Source organism: Sphingomonas sp. BL-S-29 (genome assembly GCF_055521495.1).
Genome location: NZ_CM145482.1, coordinates 698,360 through 713,828 on the forward strand (window position 1 = coordinate 698,360; position 15,469 = coordinate 713,828).

Genomic DNA, 15,469 nt, shown 5'->3' on the forward strand with positions numbered 1-15,469 from the left:
AGACTCAGCCCTGACGCCTGGTGACGACGTCGAGCAGAAGGCGGGAGGCGGTCACCGAAGCGGGCCAGGACGCGTAGAAAGCGAGGTGGAGCAGCGCCTCGCCCAGTTCCTCCTGCGTGACCCCATTGTCGAGCGCCAGGCCCAGATGTGCCTCGAGCTGCTGGTGCCGATTGGCGGTCATCAGCGCCGCCACCGTGAGCAAGGACCGGTCGCGCTTCGACAGGCCCTCGCGCTCCCAGACCTCGCCGTACAGGATTCGGTCTGTCATCTCGACGAACGCCGGCACGACGCTGGCGAGTTCGCTGCCCTTGGCGGCGCTGGGTCGCTCCACCGCGTCTATTCCTTGTCGCGCGAATAATTGCCCATGCCGGGCTTGAACGTCTTTTCGTCGAGGAACTGAGTCAGCCCCTTTTCGCGCCCGCGCTCGGGATCGACGAAATGAGTCTGGTCGCCCTTGGCGGTGAGATATTCGGCCGCCTGTTCCCAGTTCATCTCGCGGGCATATTTATAGGCCATACGCGCCTGGCGCAGCACCGTCGGGTTCTTGCCCAGCAGGTTGCGGGCCAGCTCGCGGGTGCGTTCCTTCAGTTCGGCCCCGGGCACCGCCTGGTTGACCAGACCGAGTTCGGCGGCACGGCGCCCGTCGAACTTCTCGCCGGTCATGACGTAATACAGCGCCTCGCGGTCGCCCATCAGGGTCGAGATCGCCTTGGAGACGACGCCGCCGGGGATGATACCCCAGTTGATCTCCGACAGGCCGAACACCGCGTCCTCGTCGGTGATGGCGAGATCGCAGCAGATCAGCGGCGTGAAGGCGCCGCCGAAGCACCAGCCATTGACCATCGCGATGGTCGGCTTGGCGTAGTACATCAGGGTGCGCCACTGCCAGGCGCGCGTTTCGCGATAGGCGCGGTGGCGTTCGACGTCCGACACCTTGTCGGTGGCGCGGAAGAAATCCTTCAGGTCCATGCCGGCCGAAAAGGCCTCGCCGCTGCCGGTGAGCACGATAACGCCGCAGCGATCGTCGATCTCCAGCGCGTCGAACACGGTGTTCATCTCGCGCGCCAGGCCGACGCTCATCGCGTTGCGCTTGTCGGGCCGGTTGAGATGAACCCAGGCGATTCCGTCCTCGAATTCGACCAGCACGTCCTTGCCGCCCGGGATCGGCCTCGTGTCGCTATCCTGCATCGTCATGTCCATTTCGTTCCTCAGCCTTCATGCACCGGTGACGATCAGCGCGTCGAGCGCGATCGCGCCCTCGCCTTCCGCCATCACCATCAGCGGATTAATGTCGATTTCCTCGATCTTCAGCCCGGCGCGCATCGCCGCGCCGACCTTGACCACCACATCGGCGACGGCATCGACGTCGCGCGCCGGCCGGCCGCGAAAGGCGCCGAGCATCCTGGCGCCGCGCAGGCCGCGGATGCGCTCGACCGCCCGCGCGTGCGAGATGTCGGCGGGCAGCAGCTCGGCGGCATCGAGCGCTTCGATCAGCACGCCGCCCAGCCCGACCATCACGGACGGTCCCCATTGGGGGTGATTGCGCGCGCCGACGACCAGTTCGAGCCCCGGCGCGGACATCTGTTCGACCAGCACGCCATCCAGCACGACGGTGCCGAGATTGCCCATCAGCCGATCCCAGCCGGCGCGCAGTTGGGCCTCATCGGCCAGGCCCAGGATCACCCCGCCGGCATCGCTCTTGTGGCTGAGCGCCACGGCCTGCGCCTTGAGCACGACAGGAAAGCCGATCCGCGCTGCGATGCCGATCGCGTCGTCCAGCGTGGCGGCAAGCCGGCCCTCGGGCGTCCGTACGCCGATCTGCCGGAGGAATTCCTTGCCGGCATATTCGGGCTTCACGCCGGCCTCCGCCCAGCCCGACAGGCCGGTCGCGACGGGCGTCCGGTCGCCGACCTCGGCCAGCGCCGCGGCATAGCGGCCCACCGCCGCGAAGGCGCGCATCGCGCGCTCGGGCGATCGGAACAACGGCGTCTCGCTGTCGCGCATCGCCGCGACGAAGTCGGGGTCGAGCGGTGAATCGTCGCCGGTGATCGCGACGGCGAGCGGCTTGGTCGCGGCCAGTGCCTCGGGAATGATCGCCTCGGCCTTGGCGCGTTGCTGCGACGGGCCGCCGCCCGCCATCGGCAACAGCACCCCGCCGACCGCCGGATCGGCGAGCATCGCTGCTGTCGACAGGCCGAAAATGTCCGCCTTGGCGAAGCCGGTGGTACCGACGTCGAGCGGATTGTCGATTTCCATGCCCGCCGGCAGCAGCGCGGCGAGCCGTTCGCGCGTGACGTCGGCGATATCGGCGATCGGCAGCCCGATCGCCTCGGCGAAGTCGAAGGCCATGCCGCGGATCGCGCCCGAATTGGTCACCACCCCCAGCGCACCCGGCGGCGGGGCAGGGAAGCGGTGGAGGATCGCGACAGCGTCGAACAGCTCGTCCATCGTGGCGACGGTGACCACGGCCTCATTCTCGACCGAGGTCTGCATCAGCGCATAGTCGCCGACCATCGATCCGGTATGAGATTGTGCCGCTTCCTGCCCGCGCTTGCTGCGCCCCGGATGCATCATCACGACCGGGATGCCGGCATCGCGCGCCTTGCGCACGGCGGAAAGGAACGCGGCAGGATCGCGGATCTGCTCGACATAGAGCGCGATCGCGCTGGCCTGCCGCTCGGCGACGATGAGGTCGATCAGGTCGCTGGCGCGGACGACGGCCTCGTTGCCGGTCGCCACCTGCAGGGCGACCGCAATGCCCCGTCCCTGCATGGCGGCGCGGATGCCCGACGCGGTGGCGCCGCTTTGCGCGATGACGGCCACGCTGCGGCGCTTGCCCATCGGTTGCGGATGGACCGGCTCGAAGGTCAGCGCCGCGCCGCCGGCATAATTCGCATAGCCCATGCAATTGGGCCCGAGCAGCGCCATGCCCGCCGCGTGGCAGATCGCGGCGATCTCGTCCTGTTCGCGCCGCCCGTCCTCGCTGCCCTCGGCGAAGCCGGACGCGAAGACGATCACGCCGCCGACGCCGCGTCGCGCCGCCGCTTCCACCGCCGGAAGGATCGCCGCGCGCGGCACGTTCAACACGAGCGCGTCGACGCCGTGGGGCAGGTCGTCGACCGACCGCACGCAGGGGCGTCCGTCGATCTCGTCGCGGGTCGGGCTGATCAGGTGGATCTCGCCGGCAAAGCCGAAGCGATCGCAATTGGCCAGGATCACACCGCCCATCGTCGCCGGATCGGGCGAAGCGCCCGCGATGGCGATCGAGCGGGGGCGCAGGAGCCGCGCCAGCCCCGCCGCGCCGTCGCGGGCCGGATCGACCGGCCGGTCGGCTACCGACACGCTGCCATCATCGAATGGATCCCTTTGCGGCAAACCTGTCCTCCCCGGCGCGGCCGAGAATTCGGCTCGCGGCCAATTTGGCGCTCGGCGGCGTCAGGTCCAATGCCAATTTTAGCGGCTTACGATAGGATCACGATATGAGTCTCATCCCGGTAATCCGATACTTCCACGGTATTGGGCGTCCCCCGATAAGGAATTAGACGGCGGGCGTCCGGTCGCTGTAGATATAAGCCATGGTGCGAACGACTTGCCGGCAACACGGGGAGCGAATCGCGTGAGGAGAGCCGATGTACGGGCGTGACGATCTGAGGACCAGCCTCGTTCCTTTGGCAAAGGCACCGGCACCGACCAGCTTCAAACAGGCAAGTTATGCCCGTTTCTATGCCGAGCCGCCCCGGGAACGATCCGACCTGGCCGAGACCTGGTATGCGCGCGGGCAGACGATGATCGTCGCCTATAGCGACGCAAAGGCGGGCGCGACGTTCAGCCGGGCCGACCAGCCCGACGAATATGCCATCGTCCTGCCCGACGACGATGCCGAGATCGAGATCAGCATCGACGAAGGCAGCGCGGTGGCGACGGGCCGCAGCGTCGTGTTCGTGCCCGCCGGGGCCAGCACGGTCACCGTGCTGAAGGGTGGCCGGGTGCTCCGGCTGTTCACCACCCGGTCCGCCGATCTGGTCGATCTGTGCTCGAATGCGGGCGATTATGCCGTGGCCGATCCCAACGTGCCGCCGCTCCAGGCCTGGCCGGAGCCGGCCGGCGGGCGGAAGGTCCGGGTCTATCCGGGCGATGTCGCGCCGGAACAGGGGCGGTTCGGGCGGATCTATCGCGGCCAGAACATCATGGTGAATTTCGGCGACGGGCGCGTGGGGCCGCGCGCGGCGGACAATCTGTCGCCGCATCATCATGACGATTTCGAGCAATATTCGATCGCGCTCGACGGCGAATATATCCACCATCTGCGCTGGCCCTGGATCAGCGATTCGACCAAGTGGCTGGAGGACGATCACGAACGCTGCGCCGCCCCGTCGGTCGCGGTGATCCCGCCGCCCTCGACCCATACCTCGCAGGGCATCGCGCCGGGGCTGAACCGGCTGCTCGACGCCTTTTGCCCCCCGCGCATGGATTTTTCGGCGAAGCCCGGCTGGGTCCTCAACGCGGCCGATTATCCGATGCCCCAGCACGGAGACCTCCAGTCCAAGGAAGACGCACAATGAGCGACCGGATCTCCGAGCTTCTGAAGGGCGCGATCGACCTTCATTGCCATAGCGGCCCTTCGGTGATGCCGCGCCGGCTGAACCATGTCGAGGCGATCAAGGAGGGCGAGGCGGCCGGGCTGCGCGCGATCCTGTTCAAGGACCATTATTATTCGGTCACGCCGGTCGCCGCTTTGCTCGACGAGATCATGCCGGGCAAGGTCAAGCTGCTCACCGGCGTGCCGTGCAACAACACGACCGGCGGCCTCAACCCCTATGCCGTGGAGCATGGCTTCAAGCTGGGTGCGCGGCTGGTATGGATGCCGACCTTCTCGGCCGCAAACCATATCCGCCATTCGCATCGCCGGCAGTTCCTGCCGACCAAGGAGAAGATGCTCGACCCGACCATGCTCACCGTGGTCGACGAGCGCGGCAAGCTGAAGGACGAAGTGAAGCTGATCCTCGACCAGATCGCCGACTATGACGCTGTGCTGTCCGCCGGGCATCTCCATATCAGCGAGATCTGGCCTTTGTTCGCCGAAGCCAAGGCGCGGGGCGTCACCCGCCTGCTGGTCAACCATCCGACCTTCCTGATCGACTGCAGTACCACGGACATGGCCGAACTGGCGAAGATGGGGGCCTATCTCGAACATAGCTGCTGCATGTGGGCGGGCGTCCAGGGCAGGAACTACACCAAGGACAGCCTCAAGATGTGCATCGAGGCGGGGGGCGTGCCCAATACGATCATCGGATCGGACCTCGGCCAAGTGGGCAATCCCACCCCGGTCGAGGGGCTGCGCTACGTGATCCAGATGCTGATCGACCTGGACTATGACGACGCCGCCATCCGCCTGCTGATCGGCGGCAATGCGGCGAAGCTGGTCGGGCTCGAGGATATCGAGACCGCCGACGTCGCGCCCTCGCACGAGACGGTGTCGGCCTGATGGCGCGGGACTATCATTTGCTGATCGACGGCGCGCTGGTCCCCGGCGCGTCCAGCTTCGACGTCATCAATCCCGCCACGGCGGCGCCCTTCGCGCAATGCCCCAAGGCGGATGCGACCCTGATGGAAAGCGCCGTGGCGGCGGCCAAACGGGCCTTTCCCGCCTGGGCGGCGACGCCGATCGGGGAACGCGCCGCGCTGGTCGAGGCGCTCGCCGGCGCGCTCGAGGCGCGCGTCACCGAATTCGCCGCCCTGCTCACCGCGGAACAGGGCAAGCCGCTCGACCAGGCGACCAAGGAAATCCTCGGCGGCGTATTCGTGCTGCGCGCCTTTGCCGGCATGCGGATCGAGCCGCGCGTGCTGCGCGATCAGGGCGGCAATCTCATCACCGAGCATCGCACCCCGCTGGGCGTGGTCGCCGCGATCACGCCGTGGAACTTCCCGCTGATGCTGCTGGTCAACAAGGTCGGGCCGGCGCTCGTCGCGGGCAACACCATGATATGCAAACCGGCGCCGACCACGCCGCTCACTACCTGCCTGTTCGGCGAACTCTGCCAGTCGATCCTGCCGCCCGGCGTGGTCAATATCCTCTGCGACGAGAACGAGCTCGGCCCGGCGCTGACGGCGCATCCCGATATCGCCAAGATCGCCTTCACCGGGTCGACCGCCACGGGCAAGAAAGTGCTGGCGACGGCCTCGGGCACGCTCAAGCGGGTCACGCTGGAACTGGGCGGCAATGACGCGGCGATCGTGCTCGACGATGTCGACGCGATTCAGATCGCCGGCAAGGTCTTCGAAGGCGCGATGCGCAATGCCGGGCAGATTTGCGTGGCGATCAAGCGTGCCTATGTGCCCGAGCCGCTCTACGACGAATTTTGCGGCGAACTTGCACGGCTGGCGGACGAGATGGTGATCGACGACGGCGCCAATCAGGGCGCGCAGATCGGGCCGGTGCAGAACCGACTCCAGTACGAGAAGGTCTCGGCACTGATCGAGGACAGCCGCACGCGCGGCACAGTGATCGCCGGCGGCGAGCCGCTCGATCGGCCGGGCTATTTCATCCGGCCGACGATCGTGCGCGACATCGACGACGATGCGCCGCTGGTCCGTGACGAGCAGTTCGGGCCGGTGCTGCCGGTGCTCAAATATGGCGATCTGGACTCGCTGATCGAGCGGGTGAACGGAACCGATTACGGGCTCGGTGGCACGGTGTGGGGCACCGACCTTGCCCGCGCGACCCAAGTGGCGCAGCGCGTCACGTCGGGCACGGTATGGATCAACCAGCTGATGGCGATCGATCCGCGCATTCCGTTTCGCGGGCTGAAACAGTCCGGCATGGGCACCGAGATGGGGCAGGAAGGTTTGGAGGAATATACCCAGGCGCAGGTCATCAACGCGGTGCCGCTCGCCGCGGCTTGACCCTCCTGCCGGCATGTCCGGGTGCGATGCCACGGCGGCGGAATAGCTCCGTGAAAGGGCCGTTTGAATCGACCCGAACGGTTGTCAGAATGTCATGAGGGTCACTGACATTTTGGCCGAACATTGTACAAGTTCCTGTACAGTGTTCGGCGCCGTACCCTGGTCTTCGCCGGCGAACGGGTCAGAAAAAATAGAAGCGTAGCGCGGCGTCGGACATCAGCCGCCGGTCGCGTGCGTCGGGGACGATGCGGTAGAAGGTGGCGAGCGTGTCCGCGAACGACACACGGTCCTCCGCGCCGACGAAGGGCGCGTCGCTGCCCCAGAACAGGAGCTCGGGTCCAGCCTCCGCCAATAGCCGCCGCGCATAACCTTCCAGCCGGTCGGCGGGCAGGCGGAAGCCGGCCGATATCTTCACCCGGGTGCGGCCGATCGCGACCGAGCGCAGCAGCGCGGTAAAGCCCGGGCCTTCCATCTCGCCTTCGCTGCGGAGCAGACCGAAATGATCGACCACGACCGGCACCGGATGGTCGGCCAGCGCGGGCAGCATCTGCGACAGCTGTTCGCCCCCGAGATTGAGCTCGAGGTGCATCCCCGCATCCGCCAAACGGGTGACGAAGCGGCGGAAACCATATCCCTTCACATCGGGCAGTGGCGCGCTCAGCGGAATCTGGAACCGTACCCCGCACACCCCTTGCGCCTTCAGCGCCGACAGTTCGGCCGCGCCGGTGCCGGGATCGAGCATCACGGTCGCGCGCAGCCTTTTGTGCCGGGCCAGCGCGGCGAGGCTATAGTCGTTATAGTCGCCGAACAGGCTCGCCGCCGTGATCACCCCGAACGAGATGCCGTGCGCATCGAGATCGGCGAGATAGGCGTCGACCGGATAATCATAATCGGGCCGGGTCCAGGCCGTGTCGGTGAACGGCATCGCCCGGGTGAAGACATGGGCGTGCGCGTCGATGACGGGCGGTTCGGGCGCCGGCTGTCCGGGGGACGCGCTCACCGCGCGGGGCGGCCGGCGAACAACCGGCGGCCATTGGTCTCCAGCATCTTCTCGCGTTCGGCGTCGGTCAGCAGCCAGGTCGCCGCGAGGGCCTGCTCGACCATCTCGAGATAGGTCGTCTTGGTATTGCCGAAGTCCGACCCCCACATCACCCGGTCAGCGCCATAGGTATCGACCAGCAGGCGAACGAACTCGGCCGAATCGATCCGGGTTTCGGCGAAGCGGTTGACGTTGATCTGCGTGAATTTGAAATGGATGTTCGGCACGTCGACCAGTTCGAGATGCTCGGGCCCGATCGTGCCCTTCACGCCGCCTTCCACCCCGGGCCATCCGCAATGATCGAGCGCGATCACCGTGTCGGGAGAGCGCCGTGCCAGCGCGATGATCCGCCGCAGCGCGGCGTGCGACGGCTTGCCCGGCGCGTACATCACGATCATGCGGAGGCCGAGCGACGCGGCCACTTCCCAGGTCTCGATCGCCGCGGGCGAATCGAGCCACGGATAATTGCCCGCCTCGTCGGGATAGCCGAACAGCCTGAGGCCGCTGACATTGTGGTGCGTCGCGAGCAGACGCAGCTGCTCGGGCGTGCCGGGTGCCGCGGCGTTGAGGATCAGTACCGCGGACACGCGGTCGTGATGTGCATCGGCCACGGCCAGGGTGTAGCTGTTGTCGGTCTTGTAGACGGTGTTGTACTGCACCGCCGCGCCGCCGGTGACGCCGCATTCATCCCACAGAGCCAGCACGCGCTCGGCCGTCGCCGGATCGCTTTGCAGCCGCTTGAGCATGGCCTCGCTGCCTTCGCGCGCGCCGGTCAGGTCGACCGGATAGCGGGTCGTGTCGCTGGTGAAGAAATGAGCGTGAGTATCGAACAGTTTAAAGTGCGGGCTCGGCATCAAGGGCTCCTGGCGAGAAAGTATCGGCGGACCGTGGCCTGCGCGCCATGGCGCGATTGGCGAAATGCATCGCGACAACCGGGATCACCGCGATCGCCGAGAAGACGAAATAGGTGTCCATCCGGGTGAGGCCGGCGCTCAGCAGGAACCCGCCGATGATCGGCCCGACGATCGCGCCGATCCGCCCGAACCCCACCATGAAGCCGACCCCCGCATTCTGGATGCGCGGCGGATACATCACCACCGCGACCAGGAAGAGTCCGGTATAGGCGCCGACCACGAAGAAGGTCGTGATGCCCGCCGTCGCGAGCAACGGAATCGGATCGGGCGGCTGGATGCCGAAGATCACCAGGGTGATCGCCGCCATGCCGAAGAAGATCACGGTCAGCCTGCCTTCGCCCACGCGGCGTCCGAACATGCCCATGGCGAGATGCCCCATCGCGCCGCATGCGCCGGTGATGATGCCGCTGGCCGCCGCCAGCGTCGGGGTCAGCCCGGCATTGGCGAGGATCGTCGGTTTCCAGTTGAGCAGGAAATAGCCGACGATCGCATAAGTAAGCGAGGCGACCCAGAACAGAATGGTCTGGGTACGCATCTCGGGCAGCAGCATTGTGCGCACCGCGGCACCGCGATCCTTCGTCTTCGCCGGCTTGGGCGGCATCGCGGTGAGCTCGGCGATCCGCATGCGACGATGGATCCGGTTGAGCCAGGCCAGGTCGCCCGGGGCCTGACGACGGAGCAGGAACTCGCGCGATTCGCCGAGCAGGAACAGGCTGACCAGGAAAGTCACGACGTTGAGCGCGCCGGCGAAGAAGAAGATCGGGCGCCATCCCCCGGTTTCCTGAAGCACCAGGGCGGCAATGCCGCTGCCCAGCATCATGCCCAGGGTGAAGCCGAGATGAACCAGGGCCATCGCGATGTTGCGCGCCTTCTCGCTCGCATTCTCGGCGGCGGTGGTATTGAGGCAGACGACCAGGGTGCCGAGTCCGATCCCGGTGACGAAGCGCAGGAGCAGCAGCTGCCAGATGGTCGCGCTGATGCCGGTGAGCAGCAGCATCGCCGCCAGCGTGCCGAGCGCGCCCAGCATGATCGGACGCCGCCCGATCCGGTCGGCGAAGGGGGCGACGACGAACGCACCGATCACCAGCCCGACGGCGACCGCGCTGAACATGGTGCCCAGTACCGCCGGATCGACATGCCAGTCCTTCGACAGCACCGGCGCGGCGACCGAGAGCGACACCACGTCGAACCCGTCCGCCACGTTGGTGAGACAGCACAGGATCACGATCGCCCATTGATACGGGCTCATCCGGTCGGGGGCTTCCGCCATCCTGTCCTGATCATTGGCAGCCAATGTCGCTCTCCTGTCCCGCGCATTCCGGGCTTTGCGTTCCACCATCCCATGCGCTTATATCTAATGACGTTCGTCAATAACCGATTTTTTGAGTGTCGCCTAGCGGGATCTGCGGCTTGCGCCACCCCGCAGCCCCAGCTCAATAGGCGTCGATTTCCTTCAGCGCCTCGGCGGCGAGCGCCCAGCTTTCGACGCCGCCCGCGACGCCGATATAGAGCGTGGTCTGGAGCAGCACCTCGCGGATTTCCTCTTTGGTCGCGCCGTTGACGACCGCGCATTTGACCAGGCGCTTGAGCGGGGTGTGGCGGTTGAGCGCGGCGCAGATCGCCATGGTGACGAGGCTCCGTTCACGCAGCGTCAGGCCGGGGCGAGTCCAGGTCTCGCCGAAACAGGCCGAGGTGACGTAATTTTCCAGCGGCTCGTGGAAATCGTCCGCCGCGTCGAGGCGCTCGATGCTGGCATCGCCAAACAGCTGCCGGCGCAGCTCGCGGCCGGCCTGGAATGCGGGGTCGTCGGTCTTGAGAGTCATGAGCCTGTCCTTGCGTTGAGATGGTGTCGAAATGCCGCGCCCAGCCACTGCATCTCGTCGCGCGCCGGCTGGGAGAAACGAACGGCGCGCAGGAAGCCGTGGCACATGCCCGGGGCGATCCGCTCCTCGACGGCGATGTCGGCGTCGCGCAACCGCGCCGCATAGTCGCCTCCCTCGGCCAGCAGCGCGTCGTGCTCGGCACCGAGCAGGATCGCGGGCGCCAAGCCCGAAAGATCGTCGAGATGCAGCGGCGCGGGCAAGGGTTCCCGGCTGCGCGCGTCGCAGGCGCGATAGGTCGCGATCATCGACTCGATGACCGGGCGCGCCAGGGCGGGGTCGCGTGCCGCCGCATAGGCCGGACGGTCCGGATGGAGATCGTACAGGCCATAGCAGAGCAGCTGGCAGGCCAGGGTCGGGTCGCCGCGATCGCGCGCCAGCACGGCAAGCTGCGTGGCGAGGAAGGCGCCGGCGCTGTCACCCGCGACCGCGATCCGCGCTGCGTCGATCCCGAGGGTGTCGGCCAGGCGGAAAGCCCAGCGCAGCACGGCGTGACATTGCTCGATCGTCTCGCGCGGCGTTGCCTCGGGCAGGCGGGCATAATGGACGCTGATAACCGTCGCCCCCGTCGCGTCGGCAAGGGCGCTCGCGAGGCAGTCATAGCTTTCGATGCTGCCGGTGGTGAAGCCGCCGCCATGAAAATACAGAATGGCCGGACTCAGCCCTTCGCCCGTCGGGCGATAAAGCCGGACGGGCGTCTCCATGCCGCGATCGACGACATAGCTGTTCGATACCGTCATGCCCGCAGGGCGGGGCCAAGCGATGCGGTGCGCGTCGCGATCGGCGATCAGGCGCGCCGTTTCGAGCGGCGGCGGCGGGCCGGCCGGCCGGCGTACGGCGGCGAGATACTCGGCCAGTCCTTCGGCAAGCAGGGGGCCGTCAGTCACGATCAGCCCGGGACGCGCATCGCGGGCGATGCGGAGCCGCCGACCTGCGTCACGCTGCGATCCAGGCTGCCCTTCACCTACTCTCCTGTCGTGGCCTGCGCCGGCCTCTGCTATCAACGCTTGGCTTATACCGGTTGCGGTGCCATGCTGAATGGCGTTTGTAAATAGCAACTGAAGGCGGAGGGACGAGGCGTTGTTCAACAGCATGGTGAAGCAGAAGCTGGAGGCCGGCGAGACGGTGTTCGGCAGTTTCTTCAAGGTCGATTCGCCGCAGCTCGCGGAGCTGTTCGGCCTTGCCGGTTTCGACTTCCTGATCGTCGATGCCGAGCATGGCTGCTTCACCCATGGGCAGATCGAGAATCTGATCCGCACCTGCGAACGGATGGGCATGAGCAGCGTGATTCGCACCCCCGACGCCGAGGAAGCAAACATCCTGCACGTGCTCGACAGTGGCGCGAGCGGCATCCAGGTACCCTCGCTGAAGAGCGCCGCGGAGGTCCGCGAGGTGATCCGCAAGGCCAAATACTGGCCGCTCGGCGAGCGTGGTTCGGCGCGCGCGTGCCGCGCGGCGGGCTATGGCACCGTCGCCGATTACGAGCAGCGCGCCAATCGCGAGACGCTGGTCAGCGTGCATGTCGAGAACAAGGAAATGGTCGAGGATATCGAGGCGCTGTGCGCCGTCGACGAACTCGACGTGCTGTTCATCGGACCGGGCGATCTCAGCGCGTCGCTCGGGCATCCCGGCAATGCCGGCCATCCCGACGTCGTCGCGGCGATCGACCGGGTGATCGAGGTTGCGGCGGGGCGCAAGCATATCGGGACGGTGGTCGGCAATGCGGCTCAGCTCGAATCCTATGTCGCGCGCGGCGTGCACTATATCGCCTGGCTGTCGGACCTGGGCATGTTGCGCGGGGCGCTGAACGCCGCGGCAGGCAACTTCGCCCGCTATCGTGCCTCGGGAGAGACGAAATGAAGAGACCCTCGGGCGGCCGCGGCCGCGAACTGGCCGGCGTCGCGCCACTGCTCGACGAACTTACCCAGGACATCCTGTACGACAAGGTCTGGGAGCGTAGCGAACTTTCCCCGCGCGATCGCAGCCTGATCACCGTCACCTGCCTGATCGCGCTCAACCGGGAGCAGGCGCAGGGCCATATGGAGCTCGGGCTGGAGAACGGCCTGACCGTGGAGGAACTGGGCGAGGCGATCGCCCATATCGCCTTTTATGCCGGCTGGCCGGTGGCGGTGAGCGCGGCGCGCAAGCTCAAGAACATCGTCGATGCGAAGGGGAAGGAATAGCGGGGATGGGCTATCGCCAGGCTCCCCTCTTTTTTGCTCCCCGGCGAAGGCCGGGGCCCAGTTGGGAAGGCCTCAGTGACAGCACGCGCGCTTCGTTACCGCTGTCCCCCAACTGGGCCCCGGCCTTCGCCGGGGAACATGAGGAGCTTGCGGCTTCTGCCTTATCCCCGGCCGAGGAACGGAATCTTGTTCTGGACGAGCAGCGCTTCGTAGAAATTGAGGTGATCGGGAATGTCGGCCATGTGCACGACGATGCTGGCCGCATCCTCAGGCTGCGCGACGAGATCGTCGGGCAGGCTTCGCACGCCGCCTGACAGCTCGGTCGCGACGATGCCGGGATGGAAGACCGAGACGGCGATGTTGTGCGCCCGCCCGTCGATCGCCAGCGCCCGGGTGAGCCCGTCCAGGCCCCATTTGCTCGCGGTATAGGCCGGGCTCTCCGCGCGGGGAACGCGGGCGGAGATCGACCCGACATTGATGATCCGGCCATGCCCCTGCTGCTTCATGAGGCGGAACGCCGAGCGCGCGCACAGAAAGGCCGAGGTCAGGTTGGTGTCGATGACCCGGTGCCACAGCGCGAGTTCAAGCGAGTCGACCGCCGTGCTGTCGGCGATGCCCGCATTGTTGACCAGCACATCGACCCGGCCGAACCGTTCGACCGCGCGGGCAAAGAGATGCGCGACCGCCGCTTCGTCGGTGACGTCGGTCGCCACCGCCAGCGCGTCGCAACCCATGGCCTCGATCCTGGCCACCAGCGCCTCCAGCCGTTCGGCGCGCCGCGCCGCCAGCACGACCCTGGCGCCCTTTTCGGCAAAAGCGATCGCACAGGCTTCGCCGATGCCCGAACTCGCGCCGGTGATCACCACCACCCGCTCGCGCAAGATGCTCAATGCCGTTCCTCCCGTCCCTATAAAGGATCGCGGCCGGTTACTGGCCCGCCGCCTTTTCCGCCTGATTCGATACCAGAGCGAGCGGATCATCGGCGACCACGGCGAGCCCGCCGCCGCGATCCGAGCGCACATTCTCGAACGTCCCGGCTTCCTTCTTGCGCAGGCCATAGGAGCGGACCAGTTCGATCTCGTCCTTCTCGACCGGCGCCATGCGCGGCTTCCGGGCGAGCGCCGCCTCGATATAAGGTGCCAGCTCGGCCCGCTTTGTCGCCAGCCGTTCCTCTTCGCCCTGTTTCAGCCGCGGCATCGCGGTGGTGGCGAACAGCTCGAGCGACTCGCAGATATGGTCGTGATTGGCCGGGCCGGTCTGCTGGACGAAGATGATCTGGTCGACGCCGACATCGGCATAGGCCTTGCAGTGCTGATAGACCTGTTCGGGCGTGCCGATGCCGCCATTGCCGTGATTGTCCTCGATCGAGGCCTCGGCTTTTTTGAAGTCCTCCCAGAGCGTCGAATGGCCGGGCTTCAGCTTGCCGAACGACGCGTAGAAGCCGAGCGAATAGCCGAAATATTTGAACCCCTCGGTGCCGCGGTCGATCGCGACCTGCTCGTCCTCGTTCACCGACAGGGCCGTGACGATCGCGAAGTTCGCGTTCACCGCATGGCCGATCGGCACGCATTCGTCCGACTTGATGATGTCGTAATATTCCTGGACCCATTTGCCGGCCTGTTCGGGGGCGGCGAAGCCGAACACCAGGGCGCCCATGCCGTTGCGCGCGGCATGCAGGATGGTGTCGCGGCGCGAGCAGGCGACCCAGAGCGGCGGGTGCGGCGCCTGGACCGGCTTGGGCACGATGTTGCGCGTGGGCATCGAGAAATGCTCGCCCTGGAAACCAGGATAGGGCGTCATGGTGAGCATATTGGCGCATTGCTCGGTCGCCTCGCGCCACATGCCCTTTTTCAGGTCGGGATCGACGCCGAAGCCTTCCAGCTCCATCGCGGTACCGCTTTCGCCGGTGCCCCATTCGACCCGGCCGTTGGACAGCAGGTCGAGCGTCGCGATCCGCTCGGCGACGCGGGCGGGGTGGTTGATCCTGGGCGGCATGACGCAGATGCCATGGCCGAGCCGCATCCTTTTAGTCCGCTGGCTGAGCGCGCCGAGGAACACTTCGGGTGCGGAGCTGTGCGAATATTCCTCGAGGAAATGATGCTCGACCAGCCAGGCATAGTCGTAGCCGAGCCGGTCGGCGAGCTCGAGCTCGTCGAGCGCGTTGTGGAAGATCTGGCGATCCTTTTCGGCGGTGAAGGGCGCGGGCGACTGATGCTCGTAAAACAGGCCGAATTGCATGGCGACTTCCCTCGTTCCTCTCCCGCCCCGGCTCTTGCGGCCACGAGCGTGACTGTAGATGACAGCCGGTCTTATAACAGCCTAGCTGATATAAAGGAAGAGTAGTTGTGACGCCGCCCGGGGCGCTGTCACGGGTCGACCGCAGCTTGTCGCCGTCGGGTCGATTTGCTATCGATCCGGCAAGGCACGGCTCGTGCCTCCCCCCACCAACGGGGAAGCATGCGACATGCGGGGCGCCTTGGTCTTTCGAACCATCCCGTTCGGGCATGCGCATGAGGTGGGATTGCGAACATCGCTCGAAAGAGGAGGTTC

At 66.6% G+C, this 15,469-nt stretch carries 15 protein-coding genes; 5 read left to right on the top strand and 10 right to left on the bottom strand.

Annotation, left to right across the window (positions count from 1 at the left end; genetic code table 11):
- Positions 1-4: 4 nt before the first annotated feature.
- Genes ACZ1I2_RS03380 through ACZ1I2_RS03390 form a run of 3 tightly spaced genes read right to left on the bottom strand, consistent with a single transcriptional unit; the run spans position 5 to position 3,342 of the window.
- Positions 5-331 (bottom strand): carboxymuconolactone decarboxylase family protein, encoded by a 327-nt coding sequence (locus ACZ1I2_RS03380; protein ID WP_465175148.1) that lies wholly within the window; start codon positions 329-331, stop codon positions 5-7.
- A 5-nt stretch (positions 332-336) separates the two neighbouring features.
- Positions 337-1,194: a p-hydroxycinnamoyl CoA hydratase/lyase gene (locus ACZ1I2_RS03385; RefSeq protein WP_465175147.1), complete on the bottom strand. Its 858-nt coding sequence runs from the start codon at positions 1,192-1,194 to the stop codon at positions 337-339.
- Positions 1,195-1,215: 21 nt separating this feature from the next.
- On the bottom strand, positions 1,216-3,342 hold the full coding sequence (locus tag ACZ1I2_RS03390) for an acetate--CoA ligase family protein (protein ID WP_465175146.1): 2,127 nt from the start codon (positions 3,340-3,342) through the stop codon (positions 1,216-1,218).
- A gap of 287 nt (positions 3,343-3,629) precedes the next feature.
- On the opposite strand from ACZ1I2_RS03390, the gene ACZ1I2_RS03395 reads away from it, so the two are divergent.
- Genes ACZ1I2_RS03395 through ACZ1I2_RS03405 form a run of 3 tightly spaced genes read left to right on the top strand, consistent with a single transcriptional unit; the run spans position 3,630 to position 6,903 of the window.
- The gene (locus tag ACZ1I2_RS03395; RefSeq protein ID WP_465175145.1) at positions 3,630-4,562 is read left to right on the top strand and encodes a cupin domain-containing protein; all 933 of its coding nucleotides are present in this window, start codon (positions 3,630-3,632) and stop codon (positions 4,560-4,562) included.
- A complete protein-coding gene (locus tag ACZ1I2_RS03400) occupies positions 4,559-5,485 on the top strand; it encodes a DUF6282 family protein (RefSeq protein ID WP_465171009.1) in 927 nt (308 codons plus the stop codon). The genes ACZ1I2_RS03395 and ACZ1I2_RS03400 overlap by 4 nt, the downstream gene beginning before the upstream one ends.
- Positions 5,485-6,903 carry an aldehyde dehydrogenase family protein gene (locus ACZ1I2_RS03405; RefSeq protein ID WP_465175144.1) on the top strand — a complete coding sequence of 473 codons (1,419 nt, stop codon included), beginning with the start codon at positions 5,485-5,487 and terminating at the stop codon, positions 6,901-6,903. Before ACZ1I2_RS03400 ends, ACZ1I2_RS03405 begins: the two co-directional genes overlap by 1 nt.
- Positions 6,904-7,084: 181 nt before the next feature.
- Here the strand turns inward: ACZ1I2_RS03405 and ACZ1I2_RS03410 are convergent, their stop codons facing one another.
- The 5 genes from ACZ1I2_RS03410 to ACZ1I2_RS03430 form a co-directional block, all read right to left on the bottom strand.
- Positions 7,085-7,903 carry an amidohydrolase family protein gene (locus ACZ1I2_RS03410; protein WP_465175143.1) on the bottom strand — a complete coding sequence of 273 codons (819 nt, stop codon included), beginning with the start codon at positions 7,901-7,903 and terminating at the stop codon, positions 7,085-7,087.
- Complete coding sequence (locus tag ACZ1I2_RS03415; RefSeq protein ID WP_465175142.1) at positions 7,900-8,796, bottom strand: amidohydrolase family protein; 897 nt, start codon at positions 8,794-8,796, stop codon at positions 7,900-7,902. The genes ACZ1I2_RS03410 and ACZ1I2_RS03415 overlap by 4 nt, the downstream gene beginning before the upstream one ends.
- Positions 8,777-10,150, bottom strand: coding sequence for an MFS transporter (locus tag ACZ1I2_RS03420; protein WP_465175141.1), 1,374 nt, complete (start codon positions 10,148-10,150; stop codon positions 8,777-8,779). Before ACZ1I2_RS03420 ends, ACZ1I2_RS03415 begins: the two co-directional genes overlap by 20 nt.
- A 139-nt stretch (positions 10,151-10,289) precedes the next feature.
- Positions 10,290-10,679: a carboxymuconolactone decarboxylase family protein gene (locus ACZ1I2_RS03425; protein WP_465171004.1), complete on the bottom strand. Its 390-nt coding sequence runs from the start codon at positions 10,677-10,679 to the stop codon at positions 10,290-10,292.
- Positions 10,676-11,623 (bottom strand): alpha/beta hydrolase, encoded by a 948-nt coding sequence (locus ACZ1I2_RS03430; protein ID WP_465175140.1) that lies wholly within the window; start codon positions 11,621-11,623, stop codon positions 10,676-10,678. The genes ACZ1I2_RS03425 and ACZ1I2_RS03430 overlap by 4 nt, the downstream gene beginning before the upstream one ends.
- A gap of 193 nt (positions 11,624-11,816) precedes the next feature.
- On the opposite strand from ACZ1I2_RS03430, the gene ACZ1I2_RS03435 reads away from it, so the two are divergent.
- Positions 11,817-12,596 carry an HpcH/HpaI aldolase family protein gene (locus ACZ1I2_RS03435; protein WP_465181572.1) on the top strand — a complete coding sequence of 260 codons (780 nt, stop codon included), beginning with the start codon at positions 11,817-11,819 and terminating at the stop codon, positions 12,594-12,596.
- On the top strand, positions 12,593-12,919 hold the full coding sequence (locus tag ACZ1I2_RS03440; protein ID WP_465171001.1) for a carboxymuconolactone decarboxylase family protein: 327 nt from the start codon (positions 12,593-12,595) through the stop codon (positions 12,917-12,919). The genes ACZ1I2_RS03435 and ACZ1I2_RS03440 overlap by 4 nt, the downstream gene beginning before the upstream one ends.
- Positions 12,920-13,080: 161 nt before the next feature.
- Here the strand turns inward: ACZ1I2_RS03440 and ACZ1I2_RS03445 are convergent, their stop codons facing one another.
- Positions 13,081-13,809 (bottom strand): SDR family oxidoreductase, encoded by a 729-nt coding sequence (locus tag ACZ1I2_RS03445; protein ID WP_465175138.1) that lies wholly within the window; start codon positions 13,807-13,809, stop codon positions 13,081-13,083.
- Between the two features lie 37 nt (positions 13,810-13,846).
- Positions 13,847-15,157, bottom strand: a complete 1,311-nt coding sequence (locus ACZ1I2_RS03450; protein ID WP_465175137.1) for an LLM class flavin-dependent oxidoreductase — start codon at positions 15,155-15,157, stop codon at positions 13,847-13,849.
- Positions 15,158-15,469: the final 312 nt, after the last annotated feature.